At 70.6% G+C, this 23,547-nt stretch carries 23 protein-coding genes, 1 tRNA gene and 1 pseudogene; 11 read left to right on the forward strand and 14 right to left on the reverse strand.

Annotation, left to right across the window (positions count from 1 at the left end; all coding sequences use genetic code 11):
* Both B042_RS26155 and B042_RS0115720 read left to right on the forward strand, forming a co-directional pair.
* Window positions 1-284 (forward strand): annotated as a pseudogene (locus B042_RS26155) (IS30 family transposase); the annotation flags it as partial.
* 188 nt (window positions 285-472) lie between these two features.
* Window positions 473-1,930 carry a site-specific integrase gene (locus B042_RS0115720; RefSeq protein WP_081748820.1) on the forward strand — a complete coding sequence of 486 codons (1,458 nt, stop codon included), beginning with the start codon at window positions 473-475 and terminating at the stop codon, window positions 1,928-1,930.
* Between the two features lie 219 nt (window positions 1,931-2,149).
* Here the strand turns inward: B042_RS0115720 and B042_RS0115725 are convergent.
* Both B042_RS0115725 and B042_RS0115730 read right to left on the reverse strand, forming a co-directional pair.
* A tRNA-Ser gene (locus tag B042_RS0115725) sits at window positions 2,150-2,238 on the reverse strand.
* Window positions 2,239-2,309: 71 nt separating this feature from the next.
* Entirely contained in the window at window positions 2,310-2,837 is a 528-nt protein-coding gene (locus tag B042_RS0115730) for a SigE family RNA polymerase sigma factor (RefSeq protein WP_028649123.1), read from the reverse strand.
* 298 nt (window positions 2,838-3,135) lie between these two features.
* Between B042_RS0115730 and B042_RS0115735 the strand changes: the two genes are divergently transcribed.
* Window positions 3,136-4,107 (forward strand): hypothetical protein, encoded by a 972-nt coding sequence (locus tag B042_RS0115735; RefSeq protein WP_028649124.1) that lies wholly within the window; start codon window positions 3,136-3,138, stop codon window positions 4,105-4,107.
* Window position 4,108: 1 nt separating this feature from the next.
* On the forward strand, window positions 4,109-5,098 hold the full coding sequence (locus B042_RS0115740; RefSeq protein WP_028649125.1) for a MauE/DoxX family redox-associated membrane protein: 990 nt from the start codon (window positions 4,109-4,111) through the stop codon (window positions 5,096-5,098).
* A gap of 7 nt (window positions 5,099-5,105) precedes the next feature.
* On the opposite strand, the gene B042_RS0115745 is transcribed toward B042_RS0115740, so the two are convergent.
* The gene (locus B042_RS0115745) at window positions 5,106-5,876 is read right to left on the reverse strand and encodes a hypothetical protein (protein WP_231494114.1); all 771 of its coding nucleotides are present in this window, start codon (window positions 5,874-5,876) and stop codon (window positions 5,106-5,108) included.
* 105 nt (window positions 5,877-5,981) lie between these two features.
* Here B042_RS0115745 and hisC point away from each other — a divergent pair, with 105 nt between their 5' ends.
* On the forward strand, window positions 5,982-7,064 hold the full coding sequence (gene hisC / locus B042_RS0115750; protein ID WP_036555278.1) for a histidinol-phosphate transaminase: 1,083 nt from the start codon (window positions 5,982-5,984) through the stop codon (window positions 7,062-7,064).
* A 28-nt stretch (window positions 7,065-7,092) separates the two neighbouring features.
* On the opposite strand, the gene B042_RS0115755 is transcribed toward hisC, so the two are convergent.
* The 10 genes from B042_RS0115755 to fbaA form a co-directional block, all read right to left on the reverse strand.
* Window positions 7,093-7,701 (reverse strand): ABATE domain-containing protein, encoded by a 609-nt coding sequence (locus tag B042_RS0115755; protein ID WP_036555281.1) that lies wholly within the window; start codon window positions 7,699-7,701, stop codon window positions 7,093-7,095.
* A gap of 75 nt (window positions 7,702-7,776) precedes the next feature.
* The gene (locus tag B042_RS26620) at window positions 7,777-8,502 is read right to left on the reverse strand and encodes a hypothetical protein (RefSeq protein ID WP_231494115.1); all 726 of its coding nucleotides are present in this window, start codon (window positions 8,500-8,502) and stop codon (window positions 7,777-7,779) included.
* 5 nt (window positions 8,503-8,507) lie between these two features.
* Window positions 8,508-8,888: a hypothetical protein gene (locus B042_RS26625; protein WP_028649129.1), complete on the reverse strand. Its 381-nt coding sequence runs from the start codon at window positions 8,886-8,888 to the stop codon at window positions 8,508-8,510.
* Window positions 8,867-9,124: an AAA family ATPase gene (locus tag B042_RS26630; protein WP_028649130.1), complete on the reverse strand. Its 258-nt coding sequence runs from the start codon at window positions 9,122-9,124 to the stop codon at window positions 8,867-8,869. Before B042_RS26630 ends, B042_RS26625 begins: the two co-directional genes overlap by 22 nt.
* Window positions 9,125-9,289: 165 nt before the next feature.
* Window positions 9,290-10,555, reverse strand: coding sequence for a hypothetical protein (locus B042_RS0115775; protein WP_028649131.1), 1,266 nt, complete (start codon window positions 10,553-10,555; stop codon window positions 9,290-9,292).
* Window positions 10,556-10,806: 251 nt separating this feature from the next.
* Window positions 10,807-12,102, reverse strand: coding sequence for a UDP-N-acetylglucosamine 1-carboxyvinyltransferase (gene murA / locus B042_RS0115780; RefSeq protein WP_028649132.1), 1,296 nt, complete (start codon window positions 12,100-12,102; stop codon window positions 10,807-10,809).
* A 385-nt stretch (window positions 12,103-12,487) separates the two neighbouring features.
* The gene (gene purD / locus B042_RS0115785) at window positions 12,488-13,738 is read right to left on the reverse strand and encodes a phosphoribosylamine--glycine ligase (RefSeq protein WP_028649133.1); all 1,251 of its coding nucleotides are present in this window, start codon (window positions 13,736-13,738) and stop codon (window positions 12,488-12,490) included.
* A gap of 49 nt (window positions 13,739-13,787) precedes the next feature.
* Window positions 13,788-15,071, reverse strand: a complete 1,284-nt coding sequence (locus tag B042_RS0115790) for an adenylosuccinate synthase (RefSeq protein WP_028649134.1) — start codon at window positions 15,069-15,071, stop codon at window positions 13,788-13,790.
* Window positions 15,072-15,239: 168 nt separating this feature from the next.
* On the reverse strand, window positions 15,240-15,656 hold the full coding sequence (locus tag B042_RS0115795) for a DUF3151 domain-containing protein (protein WP_028649135.1): 417 nt from the start codon (window positions 15,654-15,656) through the stop codon (window positions 15,240-15,242).
* Between the two features lie 76 nt (window positions 15,657-15,732).
* Window positions 15,733-16,755, reverse strand: a complete 1,023-nt coding sequence (gene fbaA / locus B042_RS0115800; protein ID WP_028649136.1) for a class II fructose-bisphosphate aldolase — start codon at window positions 16,753-16,755, stop codon at window positions 15,733-15,735.
* A gap of 407 nt (window positions 16,756-17,162) precedes the next feature.
* Here fbaA and B042_RS0115805 point away from each other — a divergent pair, with 407 nt between their 5' ends.
* On the forward strand, window positions 17,163-17,555 hold the full coding sequence (locus B042_RS0115805) for a RodZ domain-containing protein (protein WP_028649137.1): 393 nt from the start codon (window positions 17,163-17,165) through the stop codon (window positions 17,553-17,555).
* Window positions 17,556-17,579: 24 nt separating this feature from the next.
* On the opposite strand, the gene pyrE is transcribed toward B042_RS0115805, so the two are convergent.
* Complete coding sequence (gene pyrE, locus B042_RS0115810; protein ID WP_028649138.1) at window positions 17,580-18,113, reverse strand: orotate phosphoribosyltransferase; 534 nt, start codon at window positions 18,111-18,113, stop codon at window positions 17,580-17,582.
* Window positions 18,114-18,192: 79 nt separating this feature from the next.
* Here pyrE and cutA point away from each other — a divergent pair, with 79 nt between their 5' ends.
* From cutA to B042_RS0115830, 5 genes are all read left to right on the forward strand, one after another.
* A complete protein-coding gene (gene cutA, locus B042_RS0115815) occupies window positions 18,193-18,531 on the forward strand; it encodes a divalent-cation tolerance protein CutA (protein ID WP_028649139.1) in 339 nt (112 codons plus the stop codon).
* Window positions 18,528-19,106 carry a hypothetical protein gene (locus B042_RS0115820; protein WP_028649140.1) on the forward strand — a complete coding sequence of 193 codons (579 nt, stop codon included), beginning with the start codon at window positions 18,528-18,530 and terminating at the stop codon, window positions 19,104-19,106. The genes cutA and B042_RS0115820 overlap by 4 nt, the downstream gene beginning before the upstream one ends.
* A gap of 80 nt (window positions 19,107-19,186) precedes the next feature.
* Window positions 19,187-19,306, forward strand: a complete 120-nt coding sequence (locus B042_RS25785) for a GntR family transcriptional regulator (RefSeq protein ID WP_197024334.1) — start codon at window positions 19,187-19,189, stop codon at window positions 19,304-19,306.
* 90 nt (window positions 19,307-19,396) lie between these two features.
* Window positions 19,397-21,814, forward strand: a complete 2,418-nt coding sequence (locus B042_RS0115825) for a sigma-70 family RNA polymerase sigma factor (RefSeq protein ID WP_231494116.1) — start codon at window positions 19,397-19,399, stop codon at window positions 21,812-21,814.
* Between the two features lie 127 nt (window positions 21,815-21,941).
* Complete coding sequence (locus tag B042_RS0115830) at window positions 21,942-23,528, forward strand: NYN domain-containing protein (RefSeq protein ID WP_028649142.1); 1,587 nt, start codon at window positions 21,942-21,944, stop codon at window positions 23,526-23,528.
* Window positions 23,529-23,547 lie beyond the last annotated feature (19 nt).

Consider the following 23,547-nt stretch of genomic DNA (forward strand, 5'->3'; position numbering starts at 1 on the left):
AGATGGGGCGCCACGCCGCGGTGACGGTGGCCACTGACCTGCCGGTGTTCTTCGCTGATCCGCACTCGCCGTGGCAGCGGCCCACGAACGAGAACACGAACCGCCTGATCCGGGAGTATCTGCCCAAGGGCACCGACATCCCGCAGCATCAGCCGTACCTGACCGCGATCGCTGAGGAGCTCAACACCCGTCCTCGGGCGTGCTTGGGGTTCTACACACCGCAAGAGGTGTTCCACAAGCAACTGTTGGAGGGCCAGGGCGAGGGCGTTGCTTCAACGAATTGACACCACCCCAGGGCCTACGAAGCGGCCCGGGAAGGTGATTTCCCCTGCAAGCTCATCAGACTCGGTCGATCCATACGCGTCCCCACCGCTGAGTTGGCCCGAGTACTGGGTCTACAGGGAGTGCACATGATGCGTCACCTCGAATGCCACACCAATGAGGATGGTGATTCGAACACATGAAAACGGAAATGCCCAAGATCAAGAAACGGTGCTGGTGCATCGACCAGGAGACGGGAAAGGTCTACCGGGAGGGCCACTGCCCCCGGCTGAAAGAGAAGCGCCACGGATCCTACTGGTTCCGCCTCGAAGCCCCCTCGCACGACGGCACCAGCCGACGCCAGCCGCGCTTCGGCCCCTACCCGACCCTGCAGGAAGCCAAGGACGCCCGGGCGAAGGAAGTCCAGCGCATCCACGGCGGAGACCTCAGGCTCAGCCCCAAGATGCTCTACAGAGACTACCTTGAAAAAAGATGGCTGGAGAGCAAGAAGCACCTGAAAAGCTGGTCGGACTACGAAGAGATCGTCAGGCTTTACGCCATTCCCGGGCTGGGCTACGTCAAAGTGGGAGATCTCAACAAAGACCACTTCCTCCGGCTTGCGGAAGAGATAAGAAGAATCAACAGGAAAACGAAGGTCGGCAAGCGCGAAAGCGAGATGCTCCTGCGGCTCCTGGCCGTGCGCGCCGAGCGGGCCGACAAGGACGGCGGGAAGAAGCGCTACTCCACACGGCCGATCAGCCTCGCCCGCCTGCACAAGATCATGGCCGTGCTCAGGTCGAGCATGTCCTACCTGGTCAAGGTCGGCACGCTGACCGACAACCCCGCTGACAACCTCCCCATCCCCACACCGAGGAGACACAAGCCGCTCATCTGGACCGAAGGGCGCGTCGCCCGCTGGCGCTCGACCGGCAAGAAGCCGGCAAAGATCATGGTCTGGACCCCAGAGCAGTCCGGCAACTTTCTCGACAACATCACCGGCCACCGCCTCTACCCGCTCTTCCACCTCGTCCTGCTGACCGGATTGCGCAGATCGGAAGTGATCGGACTCCAATGGGCCGAAGTCGACCTGGACAAGGGCTGGATGATGATCCGAGAAGCCATCACCACCCCCGACACCGACGAGACCGGAGAGGAGAGCGAAGAAGACCTCTGGGAAGAGGACCTGTGGGAAGAGGCCGAACTCGAACGCCTGGGTACGAAGAGCGAAGCGGGCGAGCGCTACGTCAGCCTGAGCCGCTCGACCGTCGCGGTGCTCAGAGCATGGAAGCGGACTCAGAGCACCGAACGCCTCAAGGCGGGCCGCCACTGGAACGACACCGGACTGGTCTTCACCCGCCCCGACGGCCGCCAGATCCACCCCCACACGCTGGTCTACACCTTCGAACAGTTGCTCCGGCGCCACGACATGCCCCCGATCACCTTCCACGGCATGCGGCACAGTTCGGCGTCCGCGCAACTGGCCGCCGGAATCGAACCGAAGGTGATCAGCCAGACGCTCGGCCATTCCAGGACCAGCTTCACCATGGACACCTACGTCCATGTGGCCCCCGAGATCCAGCACGGCGCGGCTGAGGCGACCGACGCCGCCATCCCGCGCGGCGCATCGGCCTACGGCACCTGGCCCGGCAGACGCGAGGGCGCCGGATGACCCGGAATCCGGTCACTCTCCGTAGATGATCTTGGTGATATGTATCACACGAAAAGCCGCCATTTATGGCGTGGGTCACGCCTTTGGAGGGGGTTCCAGGGGCCGGTTTGAGGGGGTTTCGGGGGGCTTCGTGCCAGGGCCGTGCCAGTCTGGCCCCGAACATGAAGAGACCTGGGGCTTCTCTCGCTTTCGCGATGCGAGAAGCCCCAGGTCAGAGCGCGGAGGATCGGGGATTTGAACCCCGGAGAGCGTTGCCGCTCAACCGCATTAGCAGTGCGGCGCCATAGACCGGACTAGGCGAATCCTCCTGGCTGAGACAACACTACAGACCCGACGGGCCGGTACGCAAAACGGTTGCGTCGTGCCACGCGGCGCGGCGTCAGGAGGTGGTGCGTTCGATGACCAGATCGGCGTCGTGGCGGAGCTTGTCGGCGGCGCGTGAGAGCGTGCTCTTGACCGTGCCGAGGGTGACGCCCATCCGTGCGGCGATCTGCGCCTCCGTCAGGTCGTCGTAGTAGCGGAGCACGACGGTGGTGCGCTGCCGGTCGGGGAGTCGTCCGATGGCCCGCTCCACCACGTCGGCCAGGTCGCTGCGCCAGGTGGGGTCGTCCACCCGCTGTTCGGGGATGTCGTCGGTGGGGTAGACGTCCAGGTGGCTGCGGCGCCACTCGGAGATCTGCGTGTTGACCATCGCCCGGCGGACGTACCCGTCGCGGGCCCTGGGGTTGGCGATGCGGTCCCAGGACAGGAAGGTCTTGACGAGCGCGGCCTGGAGCAGGTCCTCGGCGTCGGCGTGGCTGTTGGTCAGCGACCGGGCCATCCGCAGCAGTGCCGGGCCCCGTTCCCCCACGTAGTCGCTGAACTCGTCGTACCGGGGTGTTCGGGTCGTTCCCCCCACACCGACCACCGACTTTCGGGTCTTCTCATGTCGTGGATCACGTTTCTTCCCTCTCACTGTCACACAGCGAGGGCAAACATTCGGGAATCTCTGCTCAATACACCCGCAAATCGCTCATTGGGCATCTTTTTCCTATTTCATCGCATGCTGCTCTCCTGTGACCCATCACGGTGAGACACCGGGCAATGCCCCGGGCATGTCCGCGGCACGAACCGGTGCGGTCCGGCGTGTGCGGTCCCGGACGCGCATGCGGGCAGGACAATGGACACCGAGTGACGAGTCGGGTGGTAGAGGGGGAGTGGACGACATGTCCGTGATGACTGGACAGGAGAGTGCCCGCCGCCGGTTCACCGCCGAGATCCTGGGCACTGACGCCGCCCCGGAACCCCTCCCCCTGAGCGGGCGCGTCGCGCGTGGCGTGGTCGTGGACGCCACCCCGTCCCTGCTCTGCCTGGTCACGCTGCGGGGTGAGGAGCGGTTCCTAATCGACGAGCGGACCACCCTCTGGAAGGGCGACGAGGCAGCCGTCTCGTCCCTGGTCTGCGGTGACGACGCCGTCGTGCTCCGCCCCCCGGCGGGAGGGCCGGTCGCCGAGCGCGTGTGGGCGCAGCCGGCCCGCGCCACCGGTGTCATCACGGAGGTGGACGGCCACACCCTGGAGATCGACCCCGGCCACGGGCGCCCCCGGGTGCCCGTCGTCGTGCCCTACCGCTCCTCGGGGCGTATCAGCGTCCGTCACCCGCGGCTGGAACCCGGCTACGTCTTCGACGCGGTCGGCGTGTGGCGCGAGGGCGCGGTCTGGGTGACGCGGCCCGCCACCACGCAACCGCCGTACCCGCTCCACGCCGCACCGTACCGGCCGCCGACCTCCCGCTACTCGGGCACGGTCACGGGGATCGCCACCTGGTACGACCCGGCGTTCGGCCGCTCCCCGCACCTGGACGAGCGTGCCGTGGCCAACGGCGCCGCCTATCCGGCGCTCGACCCCGTGGGGCACGCGGACACGTGCGACCGCCGCACCTCCTGCGTCCCCCTGCCGCTGCTGTCCACCGGAACCACGGTGCGGCTGCGCAACGACTGCACGAGCGAGACCACGGTGGTGCCCCTGGTCGACTGCGCGGCCGCCGACAGTTGGATCTGCGACCTGTGTCCCACCTGCGGCGGCCAGGCCGCGGGCCGCGTCGTCTCTCTCACGGTGGCGGGTTTCGTGGCCCTGGGCGGGCGGCTTGAGGAAGGTTGCTTCAACGCGACGATGACCGTTCCGAACGGGGAGGGATGACATGCTGCCCGAGATCGTCGACACCGTCCGCGAGGTCCAACTGCCACTCCTGGCCGTACTGCTGCTGCTCGGTGCCATCGCCAAGGCCGTGAGCGGCTCCGCGGCGGGCGGGACGGCGGTGCTGCTGCCCAGGCGCCTGCTCCGGCCGGTCACCGCGGCCGCGGCCGCGGCCGAGGGGGTGCTCGCGGTCGGCCTGCTTGCGCTGGCCGGACCCCTGGGGGACCTGGCCCGGGCCGGTACGGCGGTACTCTTCGCCCTGGCGTTCATCGTCCTGGTCCTGGCCCGCCGACGTGATCCGGAGGCGGGCTGCGGCTGCTTCGGCGGCCTGAGCCGGGCGCCGATCGGCTGGCGCGCCCTGACCCGGGCCGTGCTCCTCTCCGGCGCGGCCCTGGCCACGTTCGGCCTCGCTCCGGCCGGGTGGGAGGTCCTCGCCTCCTTCGGCGGCGCGCACGCCGTGGTCCTGGGGGTCGGACTCGCCGTGCTGGCGGTCCTGAGCCCCGAACCGCGCGAACTCGTGGCGCGCTGGACCACCCGGGAGCCCTGTGCGCTGCGCCCCGTACCGCTGCACCGGACGATGCTGCGGCTGCGTGCCAGTGACGTGTGGCGCACCAACCGCGACGTGCTCCGGGGCGGTGGGCCCGAGGACGTGTGGCGGCACGGATGCTGGAGGTTCCTTCGCTACGACGGGACGCGGCACGGCCGGCGCGTGGACGTGGTCTTCGCCGTGCGTATCGGGGGGAGCGCCAGAACGGCCGTGCGGGCCGTCCTGGTGGACCGCGCCTCCGGCCAGGTGTGCGCCACGTTCGGGGCCGTGACCACGCGTCGGCTCCAGGGCCCGCCGCGCAAGCTGCCCCGTCCGCGCGAGGCCGCACGGCGGGACGAGGCCCTGCGCGACGCCGAACGGGAGGCCAGGGCGCTGAGGATCGCCCGTGCCCACCCCGCGGCCCGGCCCCCGGCAGAGGAGGGCACGGGGTCGGGCCACCCCGTGTGAGGACCGCTCAGCCCAGCATCCGCTGCTGCCGGTCGACGGCGGCCTCGCTGAAGCCGGCCAGCATCTCCCGGTAGGACTCGATGTCCCCGGTACCGAGGACGGAGGTGCTGCCGAGCAGGTCGCCGTTGCGGTACAGGACGTTGATCATGCGGTTCACCTCGCCGCCGGTGGTCACCTCCACGGAGAAGGCGTGCGACTCGTCGCCGATCCGGGGCAGGTCGACCTCGGCCACCGTGTACTCGGAGGCGGTGCCGTCCTCGTAGGTGACGGTGTAGGCCGAGCACGATTCCGGAGGGCCGGTCTCCAGGGCTCGGACCGCTTCGGCCTCGTCCAACTGGATCAGCATGCTGGAGACCGACCCCTCCGGCCACTCGTAGGCGGCCACCGACGTGGGGGCATCGCGCACACTCTCCATGTCGCCCCAGCGGTTGGCCGCGTCCACGCACTCGGGCTTGTCGATCTCGGTGGAGCCGCGGACCTCCTCGCTGTAGCGCACCGTGGCCAGACGCGAGTAGGTGCCGCTCTCACTGCCCTCGGGCAGCAGCGTGGCGTCCTCGTAGTACGTGGGCTGGGCCTCGTTGAGCCGGGCCGCGGCCTCCGCGTTGGGGTCCTCCGGGAGCGGTTGCTCCTCGGCTCCACCGCACGCTCCCACCCCGAGGGCGGCGGATAGGGTGACGGCAAGGGCCAGCGACCGGACGGCCCTGCGGCCGCGGCGCGCACCGGGGCTCTGGCCCGCTGCGGCGCGCACGGGGTCGGTCGGGCGGCGGCGCGAGAACATGGTGGTGTCTCCTCTTGTGTGCGGTATCCCCCGTGGGGGTGTTGCCGGAGCAGCGGATGTCGCCGATCGTGTCTCGTGTCTGACACAAAGTATTGGGGAAGGACCATGGTGCCGGAGTCGAAAACGCCATATCTGCGGCCCGTTCTGGAGGGCATTCCTCCCTACAGGCCGGGGCTGAGAGTGGTCGGCCCCGACGGCCGCTCCGTCAAGCTCTCCTCCAACGAGAGCCCCTTCGGCCCCCTCCCGTCCGTGCGTGAGGCCGTCGCACGGGCCTCCGCCGAGCTGAACCGCTACCCGGACGCCGGATCGGTGGCGCTGGTGGAGGCCCTCGCCGCGCACGTGGGGGTTCCCGTCGACCACGTGGCCGTGGGCGCCGGGTCGGTCGGGCTCCTCCAGCAACTGCTGGAGGCCGTGGGGGGGCCGGGGGCCGAGGTCGTCTACGCCTGGCGCTCCTTCGAGGCCTATCCGCTGCTCGCGGACCTGGCCGGGGTCCGATCGGTGCGCGTGCCGCTCAGAGACGAGGCGCACGACCTGGACGCCCTCGCCGACGCCGTCACCGAGAACACGCGCATGGTGCTGGTGTGCAACCCCAACAACCCCACCGGCACCACGGTGCGCCGGCAGGAGCTGGCAGCCTTCCTCGACCGCGTCCCCGATCACGTGTTGGTGGTCCTGGACGAGGCCTACCACGAGTACGTCCGCGACCCCCGCGTTCCGGACGGGGCGGAGCTGTACCGCGACCGTCCCAACGTGGCCGTGTTGCGCACGTTCTCCAAGGCCTACGGGCTGGCGGCGCTGCGCCTGGGCTACCTCGTCGCCCACCCGCGGGTGGCCACCGCCGTGAACAAGACACTGGTGCCGTTCGCGGTCAACCATCTCGCCCAGGCGGCCGGCATCGCCTCCCTGGCCGCCCACGACGAACTCATGGAGCGTGTGGCGGCCACCGTCGAGGAGCGCTCCAGGGTGCGTGACGCCCTGATCGCCTCCGGATGGACCGTCCCGCCCACCGAGGCCAACTTCGTCTGGCTGCGGGCCGGGGACGACACGCTCGACTTCGCTGCCGCGTGCGCCGAGGAGGGTGTGGCCATCCGTCCCTTCGCTGGCGAGGGCGCCCGGGTGAGCCTGGGGACGGTGGAGGAGGACGACGTGTTCCTGGCCGTGGCCACGGCCTACGCGCACCGTCGCTAGAGTGCGCGCCGCGCCCGCCCGGGGCTGCTCAGTCCGTCCCGGGCCGGGTGCGCCGGGCGTAGGCGCGGGCCGCGCGGGCGCGGTCGCCGCACCGGACCGAGCACCAGTGGCGGCGGGGATGCGTGCGCAGCAGGTAGCGGTCGCAGGGGGAGGAGCCGCAGGCGGCGAGCCGTTCGGCGTCGGGCGAGGTCAGCAGGTCGGCGGCGTCCGTCGCCAGGATCCCCAGGGCGTGGTCGACCACCTCGGCCGCGGGGTGCGCGACGGCCCGGTAGGGGCCCTCGGCCGCGTCCCAGCGCAGGAGCGGCGCCGTCGGCACCCGGGTCAGGGCTTCGTTGACGGCGGCGAGGGCCTCCTCGGGCGCGGGGCCGCCGTCGACGCGGGCGGCGATCAGGTCCCGGACCGGTGCGCGCAGGGCCCGCAGCCGCTCGGCGCAGAACTCCCACAGCCGCGCGTCCTCCGGTGCGAGGCCGCGCTCGACCAGCCACCGGGTGGCGGCCTCGGGCGTACCGAGGAGGTCGACGCGGTGCCCGCCGGGCAGGACGATGGCGCTGTCGGCGAAGTCCAGCGAGGGGTACCGGTCGGCACCCGGTGCGGGGGGCGGCGCGGTGAAGGTCTCGGCTGCCACGGTCTCGGTCATGGCCTCATGGTAGGCGCCGATCCCGGGGGAGCACCCCCGTGGCCGCCGTCCGTGTACTGACGCTGCGCCGCGGTGTCAGCGCCCCAGTCGATCGAGACCGTGCTCGACCTCTTGGACGAACGCCTGCCATGAGGGCAGCTCCGTGACCGGGCCCCTGGTGTCCAGCCTTTGCAGCGGTTGGCGTCGGTTCTCCGAGAAGCGCTTGTTGAACCGGTCGAGTCTCCGGCCGGAGAGTTCCGAGGCCTTGGCCAGTATCTGTTTCAGGGTTGCCTTGGGGTCGGGGACCTTCTCCACCCTGTGCACGGACGGCAGACCGAGTCGGCACCGTCCGTTCGGGCTGCCCGCCACACGGCGGATGATGCCCTCGTCCACGAGGAGCCATGCCTTGGTCATACGCACCGGGACGATCGGAACGTGGACGACCTCTGGCATGTGGGCACGTATCGCCGAAGCGATCTCGTGTACGCGCGCATCCCGGCCCATCCCGTCCGCCTCCTGGAGTTCGACGGCGAGCAGTTGACGCACTTCGTCCTCGGCCACGTGCAGTCGGTCCACGGACAGGCCGACGAGGTCGGCAAGCCTGCCCGAGACCCGTGCGTAGACACGGTCGGGGTCGTCATGGGGTTCCTGCCGGGCGATGCGGAAGAGCGTTCCCGGAAGGTGGAGCCCGTTGGCACCCATCACCTGTGGGCCGGTGGAGCGGTTGGCCGTGCGGAGCGCGGTGGGTTCCAGGGCCAGCCGCCGCCAGGACTGCATCTCCCGGCGTGCCGCGAGGATGGTCGGGTCGTCGCAGCTGGTCACCGTGCTCACCACGGTCGCCGGGCCCGTGACGCGGCGGCGGGCTTGGGCTGGCCGCGGCTACCGCCGTCCCGGTGGATCCTGATGATGGGCTGGCCGTCTCGGATCGTCGTCGGGATGAAGGCCGTCCCACCGCGCTCGTTCCTCAGGACGGCGTCGCGGAAGTTCTTCCTGCTGTGGTGGAAGCGGAGCCGATGGGGGGCATCACCGAGGTTGATGTGCCTGAGACTCTCCCTGAGCAGGGTCAGACGGCCGATCTTGTCCGCCTTCGTCGGCGACTGGAAGCCCAGTTCGAGTTCGTAGCGCAGGTAGGTGCTGGTCGCCTCGGCCTCACGGCCGAAGTCGTCCTCCACCACCTTCGGGACGATCATCTCGGCGGCGAAGCCCATCCGCCGCTCCTCCGGTCCGAATCCGTTCCAGAACAGCTCCCGCGGGTCTCCGGAACGCTCGCGGTCCGCGTGCCCCGCACCTCGGAGGCCGCTTCGATCAGGGAGCGGCTGGACAGCAGGCTGAGGAACTGGATCACGTCGAACACGTTCGACTTGCCCGCGCCGTTCTCACCGGCGATGCAGGTGAAGGGGCCGAGGTCGACCTTGAGGCCGAGGAGGTTCTTGAACCCGTCCACCTCCAGACGTGTGAGTACCGTGTCCCCCGTTCATGGTTGCCTGGCGGCCTTGGAAGCGCGTCGAACCCGTCGTCCGTGCGCCTAGCAAGATCGGAAAGCGTGACGGGCGGGTTGAACACACGTGGGGCGCCCTCCGCGCGGAGGGCGCCCCTGGAAACGGTCCGGCTACTTGCCGGCGGCGTTCTTGTCCAGCTTCTCCACGATCAGCCGGTAGAGCTGGCGCGGGCGGCCGGGTTGGAGGGTGCGGTTGGGCGGCAGCGGCCACGCCAGCCCCTCCTCGACCAGGGTGCGCAGGAGGCGGCGCGCCGTCCGGGAGGTGACGCCGAGCATCCGCCCGGCGTTCTCCGCGTCGACGACCAGAGGGCCGTCCTCCTCGGCGATCTTCGCCGACAGGCGTGTGAGCGTCTCCCGCCCCTTGGTGCGCAGCGGCTCTGAGGACTGCCGTGCGGGCGCCCGCTGGGCCGGGACCAGGGAACGCCCCTCGCGGTCCACCGCGAAGCTCTGACGGGAGGCCTGGGCACGGTTCAGGGCGGCCCGCGCGTGCGTCTCCGCGTCCTGGGTGGTGCGCCCCATGCCGATCCCGACTTCGATCGCGATCCCCAGCTCCGCCTTGATCCGCTCGACGAACGGCGGCTGCCGGAAGCCCTCGGTGGCGGTGACCAGGGAGCCGCGGGTGGCCGTCACCATGAACGAGTGGTCGTCCAGCCGGTGCGCCGTGGCGTTGATCCGGTGCGCCTCCTGCAACAGCAGGCGGTGCAGCGACAGCCGCAGCTCCTCGCGCCAGTAGCGGGGCGTGGACCGGCGGGAGGAGTCGCGCAGCGTGGGCACGTCCACCACCACGACCCCCAACTGGGCCTCCTCCAGCCTGTGGTGCGCGCCGAGCAGACCCGCGGTCTGCAACGCGCTGCGCACACCGGCGTTGGTGGGCCGCAGCCGGACCACGGGAACGCCGATCGCCTCCAGCCGCTCGGCGACCCCGCGCACGCACGTGATCGCCATCCGCGTGGCCTTGCGGCGCCACAGCCCCTCATGGAAGGAGGTCAACTGCGCGGTGGTGGTGAGCTCCTCGTGCACGTGGATCCCGTCCACGGGGAGGTCGACCTCGGAGTAGGCCTCCACGACGTCGGTGCGGTTGAGGACGTCCAGGCTGGCTCTGGTGGGGTCGTAGCGGTCGTCGAGCGTCGACCGGAGCAGGGCCTCGTGCAGGCTGGCCCCGCCGAGTGGCACGAAGGTCGCGGGCATCGTCAGGACGCCGGCCTTGCGCGCGAACTCGTAGGGCACCGGGCTGGCGAACAGATAGGCGTCGATCGCCGATCCCAGCCTGACGACCTTGTCCGTCGCCTCTTGCTCATCTCGATACGCGGCGGCGATGAGTCTGGCGTTGAGGGGCCCAGTGGACCCCGGACCCATGAGCATGACCCGTTCGACCACCTCATGGGGTCCTATGACGCCGATCGTCAAATCGCCAGTACGCTGGGCACTCACCTCGGGCTGCTCCCCGCTACCATTCCACGCTCTTCACTATGTGCGCCCACTGGATTTCCCGACCCGATCTCTGTCACGGCATGATTGCCGAGATCGTACCCATTGTGCGGGGCAGAAGAAGATCGTTTCGGATATCAACACCGAAAGCCCGGGTGGAGGAGAACCTCCACCCCGGCCTTGATCTGCGACTTCGCCCCCTATGAGACGGTGACACGCTCCACATCCGCGCCGAGCGCGGCGAGTCGTGTCGCGAACTGGGAGTGGCCGCGGTCCACCAGATAGCCAGGCGCCACGATTGTCTCACCTTCGGCGACCAGTCCCGCGAGGACCAGGGCGGCTCCGGTCCGCAGGTCGTGGGCGATGACCTCGGCCCCGCGCAGGTCGTTCGATCCGTGCACGATGGCGCGGGTGCCCTCTACCTCGATCTTGGCACCCATCTTGTTCAGCTCGTCGGCCAGGGCGAATCGGCCGTCGTAGATAGCCTCGTGGATGTAGCTCTCACCGTCGGCCAGGGTCGCCAGGGCCATCAGCGGCGACTGGAGGTCGGTCGCGAAGCCCGGGAAGGGCGAGGTGACCGCGTTGATCGGGCGCAGCGCCACGTTCCGGTCCCGGCGCACGTGCAGGACGGCCCCCTCCTGGGCGAAGGCCACACCCATCTGCTCCAGTTTCCAGCGGGCCACGCCGAGGTGGTCCAGGTTCGCGCCGACCAGGCCCACCTCGCCGCCCGTCGCGGCGACTGCCATGGCGAACACGCCGGCGTCGATGCGGTCGGACATGATGGTGTGCTCGACGGCGGTGAGCTCGTCCACGCCCTCGACGGTGATCAGGCCGGTGCCGCCACCGCTGATCTTGGCGCCCATCGCGCTCAGGAAAGCGATGACGTCCAGGACCTCGGGTTCCAGCGCGGCGTGCTCGATCACCGTGGTGCCGGGGGCCAGGACCGCGGCCATGATCAGGTTCTCGGTGCCCGTGTGGGACGGGGTGTCGAGGTAGAGGCGGCCGCCGCGCAGGTTGCTCGCCTCGACGTTGATGTGGTTGCGCTCGGCGTCCTCCACGACGTCGGCACCCAGGCGCGCGAAGCCGCGGTAGTGGAAGTCGAGGTTGCGGCTGCCCAGGTTGCACCCGCCGACGCCTTCGATGCGTGCGCGTCCGGTGCGGTGCATCAGCGCCGGGACGAAGAGCACCGAACCGCGGAAGCGGGCCGCGATCTCCGCGGGCAGTACCGCGCGCTCGGGGTCGTTCAGGGACGACGCGTCGATGACGACGGTGCGCTCGGCCTCGTGGAACTCCACCTTCGCGCCCACGTGCTCGGCGAGCTCCAGGGCGCGGTAGACGTCCTCGATGACGGGAACGTTGCGCAGCACCGTGTGGCCCTTGGCTGCGAGGAGAGCGGCGCCGATCATCGGCAGGACGGCGTTCTTCGCGCCCTGGATGAACGCCGTTCCGTTGAGGGGGCGTCCGCCGCGGACGCGGTAACGAACCTCCTGGCCCATGCTCATGTGCTCCTTTGTGAGGCAGTGGTGGTGAAGAGGCACCTTGGTCGGGTACCGCCGGTATGGATGAGACGCGGGTTGACCCTGGGACGTTGCGATTTTCTTGCGCGTGATCTGCATGTGACCTGCGCGGCCGCTGGGCCGGTGGTCCGCGACGACTCTATAGCACCCACCCGCGTATACCGGTCCAGAACGTGGTATACCCGCAGATCGCGGATAGAGTCCTGACACATCGTCGAAACGGTGCGGACACCATGAGTTGAGGGCGGTGCGGACGTGTCGGGCGGATACCCGTGAAACGCGCGCCACACCACCATACGTGCTCTTCAGCGCCCTGGAACGGCTCCGTGCGGTTCGTCACGCGGCCGCGGGGGCGTGGCCTCACCTACTGCTCGGCGGCGGCCCGCTCGGCGATGTCCTTTCGGTAGAAGGAGCCGCGCAGCTCGATCCGGCCGACGGCCTCGTACGCCCGTTCGCGGGCCTGCCGCAGGTCGGCACCGGTGCCCACCACGTTGAGCACGCGCCCGCCGTTGGACTTGACGCCGCTCGTGCCCTCCCAGGCGGTGCCCGCGTGCAGCACGTATGCGCCCTCCAGCGCGTTGGCGGCGTCCAGTCCGCCGATCGCGTCGCCCTTGACCGGGCTGGCCGGGTAGTTCTCGGCCGCCACGACCACGGTGACCGCCGCGCCCGGCTTCCACTGGAGCGAGCCGATGGAGCCCAGGCCAGCGGTGTCGGTGGCTTGGAGGACCGCGCCGATCGGGGTGGCCAGGCGGTCCAGGACGACCTGGGTCTCCGGGTCGCCGAAGCGCGCGTTGAACTCCACCACGCGCGGTCCGGCCGAAGTGAGCGCCAATCCCACGTAGAGTAGGCCCTGGTAGCGGGTTCCCCGCCTGTTCATCTCCTGGAGGGTCGGCCGTACGACCGTCTCCATGATCTCGTCGACCAGGCCGGACGGGATCCACGGGAGCGGGGTGTAGGCGCCCATGCCGCCGGTGTTGGGTCCCTGGTCGCCGTCGTAGGCGCGCTTGAAGTCCTGCGCGGGCAGCAGCGGGAGTGCGTGCGCCCCGTCGCTGAGGACGAACAGCGACAGCTCGGGGCCGTCGAGGTACTCCTCGATGACCACGCGGCCGCACTCGCGGGCGTGCAGTTCGGCTTCGGCGCGGTCCTCGGTGACCACGACGCCCTTGCCGGCCGCCAGACCGTCGTCCTTGACCACGTAGGGGGCACCGAACGTCTCCAGGGCCTCAGCCACCTGGCTCGCGTTGCGACACGCCTTGGCCCTGGCGGTGGGGACGCCGGCGGCCTCCATGACCTCTTTGGCGAACGCCTTGGAGCCCTCCAGGCGGGCGGCCTCCTTGTCGGGGCCGAACACCGGGATCCCCCGGTCGCGCAGCGCGTCCGCGACACCGTCGACGAGCGGCGCCTCGGGGCCGATCACGACCAGTTCGGCGCGGATGCGTGCGGCCAGCTCGGTGACGGCCAGGCCGTCGGTCACGTTGATGACGTGGTTCTCCGCCAGCTCCGAGATACCGGGGTTGCCCGGAGCGCAGTGGATGCTCGTCACACCCGGATCCAGGGACAGGGCGCGGACGAGGGCGTGCTCGCGGCCTCCGCCGCCGAGAACGAGGGCTTTCACCTGAGGGGCCTCTTCGTGTTTGAAGACGGACTGACTGCGGTGGGTCCGGTCACACGAGCGAACTCAGTTCGAGTGTCGCCTCGCGGGCCGGGCCGACGCCGATGGCGGAGATCGGGGCCCCTGCCATCTCCTCCAGGGTACGCACGTACCGCTGGGCGTTCTTGGGAAGATCGTCGAATCGGCGGACTCCTGTGATGTCCTCGGACCAGCCGTCGAGGTACTCGTACACGGGCACGGCGTGGTGGAACTCGGTCTGCGTCATGGGGATCTCGTCGTGGCGGACCCCGTCGACGTCGTAGGCCACGCACACGGGGATGCTGTCGAGGCCCGTGAGCACGTCGAGCTTGGTGAGGAAGAAGTCGGTGATGCCGTTGACCCGGGTCGCGTAGCGCGCGATGGGGGCGTCGAACCACCCGCACCGGCGGTCGCGGCCGGTGGTGACCCCGTACTCGCCGCCTTGGACACGCAGCCAGTCCCCCTCCTCGCCGAGGAGCTCGGTGGGGAAGGGGCCGGAACCGACGCGTGTGGTGTAGGCCTTGAGGATGCCGACGACCTTCGTGATGCGGGTGGGTCCCAGCCCCGCGCCCGCAGCCGCGCCGCCGGCGGTGGGGGAGGACGAGGTGACGAACGGGTAGGTGCCGTGGTCGATGTCCAGGAGCGTGCCCTGGGAGCCCTCAAGGTAGACCGTCTTGCCCTTGTCCAGGGCCCGGTTGAGGATCAGCGAGGTGTCGGCGACATAGGGGCGCAGCCGCTCGGCGTAGCCCATGTACTCCTCGATGATCGGCTCGGCGTCCAGGGCGCGCCGGTTGAACACCTTGGTGAGGAGCTGGTTCTTGTCCTTCAGCGCCAGCTCGATCTTCTCGCGCAGGATCTTGGGGTCGAACATGTCCTGTACGCGCACGCCCTGCCGGGAGACCTTGTCGGCGTAGGTGGGGCCGATGCCGCGGCCGGTGGTGCCGATCCTGGCCTTGCCGAGGAAGCGCTCGCTGACCTTGTCCAGGGCCCGGTGGTAGGGCATGATCAGGTGCGCGTTCGCGGAGATGAGCAGGCGTGAGGTGTCCACACCGCGCTCGTCCAGGCCTTCGAGTTCCTCCAGGAGGACGCCCGGGTCGATGACGACGCCGTTGGCGATCACGGGCACGACGTTCGGGGAGAGGATGCCGGACGGCAGGAGGTGGAGGGCGTATTTCTGGTCGCCGATGACCACCGTGTGCCCGGCGTTGTTGCCACCCTGGTAGCGGACCACGTAGTCCACGCGGTCGCCGACAAGGTCGGTGGCCTTGCCCTTGCCCTCGTCGCCCCACTGGGCTCCCACGAGCGTGATGGCCGGCATTGGTCTCTACCTCTTCGATTCGACACCTTCGGGGTGGCCTACCCCCCCGAACATGGATGAACCCCTGGCGCAAGGCAGCGACAGGGGCCGTTGCGTATTGAGGGTACACGACCAGTGGTTTCCGGCCTTAGGACCGTGTCCGTCCACAGCCCAGGGGCGGAAGGGGGCTCACCTCAGCAGCGCCTCGGCCGCCTCGGCGCTGGAGTCGCGCAGGAAGGCCGCGCAGCGCTCGGCCTCCTCCGTGTCGCCGATGCGGTCGGCGGCCGTGCTCAGCGCGTACAGGGCGCGCAGGAAGCCGCGGTTGGGCTCATGGTCCCAGGGGATCGGACCGTGCCCCTTCCAGCCGGAGCGGCGGAGCTGGTCCAGTCCGCGGTGGTAGCCAGTACGCGCGTAGGCGTAGGCGGCCACGGGCTCGTCGGCGGCCAGAGCGTTCTCCGCCAGGCGGGCCCAGGCGGCGGAGTAGGTCGGGAAGCGTCCCGCGACGGCGGTGGGGTCGTCGGCCGCGGCCAGGGCCTCGCGGGCCTCGGGGTGGTCGGGCAGGCGGGTGGCGGGCGGCTCGCCCAACAGGTTCCGGTGCATGTCCATGGCCCCATCCTGCCACCCGGGCGCGCCCCTTCCCGAAGGGCGGGGTAAGGGGCGCGCCCGGACGTGTTCCCGAGGGTCAGGACATCTTGTTGCCCGCCGACTTCAGGTGCTGGGCGGCCTCGACCACGCGGGCGGCCATGCCGGCCTCGGCCGCCTTGCCGTAGGAGCGGGGGTCGTAGGCCTTCTTGCTGCCGATCTCGCCGTCGACCTTGAGCACGCCGTCGTAGTTGCGCATGACGTGGTCGACGATGGGACGCGTGAAGGCGTACTGGGTGTCGGTGTCCACGTTCATCTTCACGACGCCGTACCCGATGGCCTCGTGGATCTCCTCCATGGAGGAGCCCGAGCCGCCGTGGAACACGAAGTCGAACGGCTGGTCCTTGCCGTGCTTGCTGCCGACGGCCTCCTGGGCCTCCTTGAGGACCTGTGGGCGCAGCTTCACGAAACCGGGCTTGTAGGAGCCGTGCACGTTGCCGAAGGTCAGGGCGGTCATGTAGTAGCCCTTCTCGCCCAGGCCCAGGGCCTCGGCGGTGCGCAGGGCGTCCTCGGGGGTGGTGTAGAGCTTCTCGTTGATCTCGCCCACGATGCCGTCCTCCTCGCCGCCGACGACGCCGACCTCGATCTCCAGGATCGTGTGGGCGGTCTTGGAGGCGGCCAGGAGCTCCTCGGCGATTCGGAGGTTCTCCTCCAGTTCGACCGCGGAGCCGTCCCACATGTGGGACTGGAAGAGCGGTTCCTGGCCGCGGGCGACGCGTTCCTTGGAGATCTCCAGCAGGGGGCGGACGAAGCCGTCGAGTTTGTTCTTCGGGCAGTGGTCGGTGTGCAGGGCGACGTTCACCGGGTACTTCTCGGCGGCCACACGCGCGAACTCGGCGAAGGCGACCGAACCGGTGACCATGTCCTTGACCGTGGCCCCGGAGAGGAACTCGGCCCCGCCGGTGGAGATCTGGACGATGCCGTCGGACTCGGCCTCGGCGAAGCCTCGGAGGGCGGCGTGCAGCGTCTGACTGGAGGTCACGTTGATGGCCGGGTAGGCGAAGCCCTGGGTCTTCGCGCGCTTCAGCATCTCGGTGTAGACCTCGGGACTGGCGATGGGCATGCGTACTCTCCCTGGATTCGTCCTGGAGCGAGCGGCCGCCGGCGGTGTCCGGCGACATCCCACGTGCGTTCTCGGGCGGAGGCCGAATTCCGGGGAGGGCCCTGCGGGGGGTCCGGACGTCCGGTGATGTCCGCCACGTGTTCCCCAAGTATCACGAATACGTGGAGCTCCTGGAAAGGTCTAGACCAAAAAGTGCCTGGTCAGAGCCGCCTTTCCCGGCCTGTCGGCGTGTCGCCCCGAAGGGTGCGGTGGGGTTCGTGTGAAGGTCTGTGGCCTTCGGTGCTCAAGTGTCTGAGTTGATGATTTGGCAGGTATTCGGGCGTATCCTGTCGCTTTTTCGCGTGATACGCGCTACATTCAACGCCGTGGGAAGGCATAGGAACGATCCAAAGGGCGTTGGTCAGGTGATGGCCATCGTCGGCGCCATCCTGCTCCTCGTCACACTGGTGGCTCTGGGTGGGTACTTCCTCTACCGCTCGCTGCCGAACACCAGCACCAGCATCAGCGCGAGCTCCTCCGACTCCTCCAGGGAGGTCGGGGACGAGGACATGGGCGCCCTCTACGTGCACGTCACCGGTGAGTCGAGTCGCGTGTTCGTCCGCGTGCCCGGCGGCGAGGTCCTCCACGACCAAGTGATAGAGCAGGGCCGCTCGATCGCCTTCCACGACGCTGAGGACGGCCTGGAGGTCACCATAGGGGACCCCTCCGCGGTCGACGTCTACGTCGAGGGCGCGATGGTCGACCTCCCCGACGGGGGAGAGGACCACAACTTCACCGTCGCCCCCGCCGAGGACGAGTAGGCGGGGCCCGCGGGCCCCGGACCCTCACACGTCCAGTTCGGACACGTCGTAGACCGCCCGGTACTCCAGGCCCTCGCCCGTCACGCGCTCGCGCGCCCCGCGGTCCAGGACCAGCGCCACCGCGACGACCTCGGCGCCCTCCTCCCGCAGCGCCTCCACCGCGGTCAGCACCGAACCGCCCGTGGTCGAGGTGTCCTCCAGGGCCAGGACCCGCCGCCCCTTCACGTCCGGCCCCTCGATCCGGCGCTGCAACCCGTGCGCCTTGCCCGCCTTGCGCACCACGAAGGCGTCCAGGTCCCGCCCCCGCGCACGGGCCGCGTGCAGCATGGCCGCGGCCACCGGGTCGGCGCCCAGGGTCAGCCCGCCCACGGCGTCGAACTCCAGGTCCGCGACGTTGTCCAACATGACCGAGCCGACCAGCGGAGCGGCCTTCCCATCCAGCGTCACCCGGCGCAGGTCGACGTAGTAGTCGGCCTCCAGGCCTGAGGACAGGGTCACCTTCCCGCGGACGACCGCCTTATCGTTGATCTGACGCAGGAGTTCATCACGTTCGCTCATGAGCAATGAGCCTAGGACACCGGGCGCAGGCGGCACGCACGGACCGCTCGCGCGAGCGCCCAGGTGGGGAGGGGTGGCTGTGCCGGGAACCGGGGACACCGTCCGGGTGGAGACGACCGTCGACAGCCGTGAGGGAGCGCAGCGGCTCGCACGGTCGGTGATCGAACACGGGCTGGCCGCGTGCGCCCAGGTCGGCGGACCGGTCACCAGCTTCTACCGCTGGGAGGGGGCGGTCCAGGCCGACGAGGAGTGGACGGTGGTCGCCAAGACCGCCGTCGGCCGGCTGGCCGACCTCACCGCGCACCTGCTGGAGGCGCACCCCTACGACGTCCCCGAGATCGTCGCCGTTGCGGTCGTGGGCGGCAACCCCGCCTACCTGGACTGGGTGCGCGACGAGACGCGCGGCGGCGCGGAGTGATCGCCGTCCTCCTCCCTCCGCCCCTCGGCCGCCCTTCGCGCCTGCCCGGTCTGCCCGGCGCGCTCCCGGCCCTGGGGGTCGACCCGGTCCTGCCCGCCGCGGGCGCCGACGACCGCGCCCCCTACGCGGCGCGCTACGTCGCCCAGGCCAGCCTGGAGGTCAACCGCCTGGTCGGTACCGGGGAGCCGGTTGCCCTGGTCGCCGAGGGCGGTGCCGGGCCGCTCGTCGGGGCCGTGGGGGCGGCCCAGCGCGCGGCGCACCGTCCGGTGTTCGGCTATGTGCTGGTGGACTCGCTCCTGCCGCGCCCGGGAAGCCCCACCCGCGCCGACCTCGAACGCGATCAGGGCGCGGAGGGGGAGGCGGCCGACGAGGAAAAGGGGCCGTCCGGCTATCGGTCGGAGCCGCTGCCGATGGTCGCCGACTGGCCGGACGCCCCCTGCGGCTACCTGCTCACCGGCCCTGCCCGCGCGCACGCGGCGCGGCTCGCCCGCATGCGCGGATGGACGGTGCGTGAGGCCGCACCCGAGGAGGCCCCGCGGGTGCTCGCGGCGCTCCTGGCCGATCTGCGCGGCTGAGGTGGTGCCGCTCGGTGTGGGCTCCGGCCCCGGGAGGGGGAGGGGCCGGAGCGGTCCGTGGCCGGGGTCCAGGTGTCGTGGTGGTCCGACCGATCTACCAGCGCGTCGCCGATACGCTGCGGCAGCGCATCATCGCGGGCGATGACGCACCCGGCGGCAGACTCCCCTCCCGACAGGATCCGGCCCCCGCCCGCACCTGACGGGGGCGCACAGGAGAAAGGACATCGGTGACCGACGCCGAAGGCCATCACCCAGGGCAACCACTTGGGGACGACCAGTGCATAAAACGGGTGCGTGACGGCGACGCTGACGCCTACGGTGTTCTCTACGAACGCCACGCGGGTGCCGCGCGCGGCCTGGCACGCCAACTCCTCCGGGGGGAGGCCGAAGCCGAGGACGCCGTCGCCGAGGCCTTCGCCCGGGTGCTCGGCGTGATCCGCAGGGGGCGGGGCCCCACGGACTGCTTTCGCCCCTACCTCCTCACCGCCGTCCGCAACGCGGCCTACGACCGGGGCCGCCGGGACCGGCGCCAGATCGCCACGGACGACCTGGAGGCCCTTGCCCCCGGGGAGCCCTTCCACGACCCGGCCGTGGAAGGGCTCGAACGCGCCCTCATCGCCCGTGCCTTCCGCTCGTTGCCGGAGCGCTGGCAGACGGTGCTGTGGCACACCGAGATCGAGGGCGCCAAACCTTCCGAGGCGGCCCCGGTCCTGGGCATGCGCGCTAACAGTGTGGCCGCGCTCGCATACCGGGCCCGTGAGGGGCTGCGGCAGGCCTATCTCCAGATGCACCTGGTGGAGGACGCCCCCGAGGCGTGTCGGCCCACGCTCGGGAACCTCGGTGCCTACGTCCGGGGCGGTCTGGGCACACGCGACACCGGCAGGGTCGACGACCACTTGGACCTCTGCGCGCACTGCCGGGCGATCCACATGGAGCTGATGGATGTCAACCTCGCCCTGCGCGGCACCGTGCTACCCCTGGTAGCAGGCCTCGGCGCCACGGGATACCTCGCCGCCGGTGGGGTGCCGTGGGCTTGGCTGGGTCGGCTGAGGCGCGTCCCCAAGCAGGCGGCCGGGGTCGGGGCGGGGGCCTCCGCCTGCCTCGCCGCCGTGGTCGCCCTGGCCCTGACGGGGGGAGAGGGCCCCGTGCCCGACCCCTCTTCGGCGGACCCCGCGGGACCTCCCGCCGCTGCCGAGCCCGATCCCGCGTCCGAACCCGGGCCCGCGGGCCCGCGGGCCGAGCCCGGACGGCCCCCGGCCCCGCCCTCCCCTGAGGGGGGCGAACCCGCCGCCACGGACACGCCCGAGCGGCCCGCGGAAGCCGACGAACCGGTGTTCTCCGCGGGCATCGACCCCGTCGGCGCCCTGGTCCCCGGCAGTGACGGAATCATGGTGATGGACGTGCGCAACCTCGGCGGGGCGACCGCGGACGACGTCGTCGCGGTGATCACCCTGCCCCCCGGTGTGGAGATGGCCTCCTCGGGCGGGGCGGGACACGCACTGCCGCACGCTTCCGGCCGCGGCGACTGGAGCTGTTTCCCGGGCAGTGGCGGAGGGCGCTGTGTGCTTTCGGCCATGGCCGCCGGCCAGAGCAGCACCCAGTTCATCGACGTGCGCGTCCACGGCGGCGCCGGGCTCGGCGTGCCCGCCTCCGTCTCCGTGACCTCCGGTGGGGCCTTTGCCGTCGCGACCGGTAACAGGGGGGTGAGCGCCGAGGGGGTGGCGGCGCGCTACGCCGCCGCGGGGCGTGTGCGGGCCGAGAGCGTGGGCAACTCCCTGGCGACCTGTGCCGTGCGCGGGGGGCGTGCACCCGTGTGGCCGTGGCCGCTGTCCGGCTCCGTCCTACCGGGCCCGGTCCCGCTGCCTCCCCCGATCAGCGGTACAGGACAGCAGGCGAACAGCGATGAACCGTGCGCTCTGCAACAACTCAGGCAGGGGGTGCGGAGTGACAATGACCACTGGGAGGCGGCACCGCTGGATCTCGACCGAAATCCCGGTACCGCCTCGTCCACTTCCGCGTTCTGGGAGCTCCCCGAGGGGGGCTCGGTGCTCTGGGCCGGGCTGTACTTCTCCGGGAGCGGCAGCCCGGAGGAGGCCGCCGCGCGGGTCAGAGGGCCGGACATGGACGGGTACCGGACGGTCCGGGCGCGGGACGTCGGCCGTGCGGACCTGCCCGGATACCCCGCATACCAGGCGTTCGCCGAGGTCACCGACCTGGTTCGACAACAGGGCGGCGGTCAGTGGTGGGTCGCCGACGTGCCCGCGGAGCGAGGGCGCGGCACCTACGCCGGATGGGGTCTGGTGGTGGTAATGGAGGACCCGTCCGTCGGCCCGCGCGACCGGGTGATGGTGCTGGACGGCACCGAGGCCGTGTTCGGCGGTGGAGAGACGGTCTTTCCGGTCTCCGGTCTGCCGCCCGCCGCGGTGGACTCCGAGATCGGTGTCATCGCTTGGGAGGGCGACGCCGGTCTGGCGGGGGACCGGTTGACGGTGGACGGGACGGCCCTCGCTCCGGTCGGCGGTCCCGGAACTGCCGAGAACGCCTTCACCGGGTCCGCCCGCGGTGCGGTGGGGGACCGGACCGGGTTCGGGACGGATGTCCTCCGATTCGACATCGGACTCGGCCGTGAATCGGATGTCCGGATTCGATCCGACCGTGATGCGCTCCTCCTCGGAGCCGTTGTGGTGACGGCACCGACGCGGGGATAACCACGGCTCGAAGCGTGTCCGCAACTTTGGGTGTTCTCAGGGGAGAGCGCAAAACGAGACGGACATTGGCTAGGCTGTGGCCGGTCATGCACATGGCCCCGAGTCGACAGGGAAGGGGGTGTGTCACGTGGACCGCTGCGCGTTGTTCGTCGACGCGGGGTACCTCCTCGCGGACGGCGCGATGGCCGTACACGGAACCCGCAGTCGGGACTCCGTCTCCTGGGACTACTCCGGGCTCGTCCAGTTCCTCAACGAGGTCGCGCGGGACCGCACCGGCCTGCCGTTGCTGCGCTGCTACTGGTACGAGGCGGTCGCCGACGACCGGCGGACCCAGGAACAGGACGGCATCGCCGACATCCCCGGTGTCAAGTTCCGTGCGGCACGCATCCGGCCGGGCCGCCGCGAGGGCGTGGAGAGCTACGTCCAGCGCGATCTCACCACCCTGGCCCGGAGCGGGGTCCTCTGCGACGCCGTCGTGGTCAGCGGTGACGAGGACATGGCATCCGTGGTCGCCGACGTCCAGGACCTCGGCGTGCGGGTCACCGTCGTGCACGTCTCCGTCGAGGGCGACTGGACCATCTCCAGGGCTCTGCGCCGGGAGTGCGACGACCTCATCGAGATCGGTGCGGGCCACCTGCGCCCGCACGTCGCGCTGCACGGTGGCGGGGGAGCGCCCCAAGAGACCGCCGTCAAGAACGGGGCGGCCTTCCCCAACGGCCACCCGCGCCAGGCCCCCGAGCCCCCGCGTTCGCCGCTGGAGCCGCAGCACGCGGAGGCGCAGGCCGAACCGGTCGGCCCGCCGGTACGGGCCAGGGAGCCGGCCTACTCCGAGACCGGTCCCCAGCGCGTGCCCCAGGGCAGCGCCATGGACCAGTTGAGAGCGATGCGGCGCAGCCTCGCCCAGCAGCGGGGCGACCACCTCGCCGGGCCGCCGGGCGAGGTGCGCGAACCCGGGGCCATCGACGCCAACGGCTTCCCCTCGGGGAGCCAGATCGCCGTGAGCGGCAACGGGGCCTACCCCGGTGCGCAGCCCACAGGCGCCCAGAACGGCCTCCCCGCCACCGGAGAGCACCCGTCGATGCGCGGAGCCGACGGGTACGCGCTGCCCGGCAGGGGTGTCCCCGGCCCCCAGACCGATTCGGTGCAGCAGAACGGGTACATGGGCGGTACCGGGCCGCAGAGGTCGTTCGCCGCGGAGCAGCCGCCGGGGCAGGCGCCGCCCGGGCACAGAGGCAGCCCACCGGCCCAACAGGACCCCCGCTTCGCACAGGGGGACGGTTTCGGGGGTGCGGCCGACGCAAACCCTATCTTTGGGACCAGTACCGACACTGACGCCGCACGCCGCGGCGGGGCGGTCTCCGGTTATGGAGGCTCGCACCGTACTGGTCCCGATCACGACGAACGGTTCGGGGGCGGGGGCCGCCAGGACCCCGCCCCCGGATATCCTCAGCAGGCGCGTCCCGGCACGAATACCGTTGACGAGGCGGTGCGCGTCGCGCGCAAGGAAGGGAACGACTTCGCGGAGTCGATCGCCCGTGAGGCCCCCGCACTGTGGGTGGAGGCGGTGCTCGCCCGTCGGCCACGGATGCCCTCCGACCTGGAGGCGCGTCTGCTCCAGGGCTCCTCGCTGCCGGTCGACCACTTGCTGCGCGACGAGGTCCGGGACGGACTGCGCCTGGGGTTCTGGCAGGCCTTGGAGCGCGCCAGGCCCTGAACAGCGTGCGGGAGGGCGA

Origin of the sequence: Nocardiopsis sp. CNT312, assembly GCF_000515115.1 — a bacterium.
Lineage (GTDB): Bacteria > Actinomycetota > Actinomycetes > Streptosporangiales > Streptosporangiaceae > Nocardiopsis.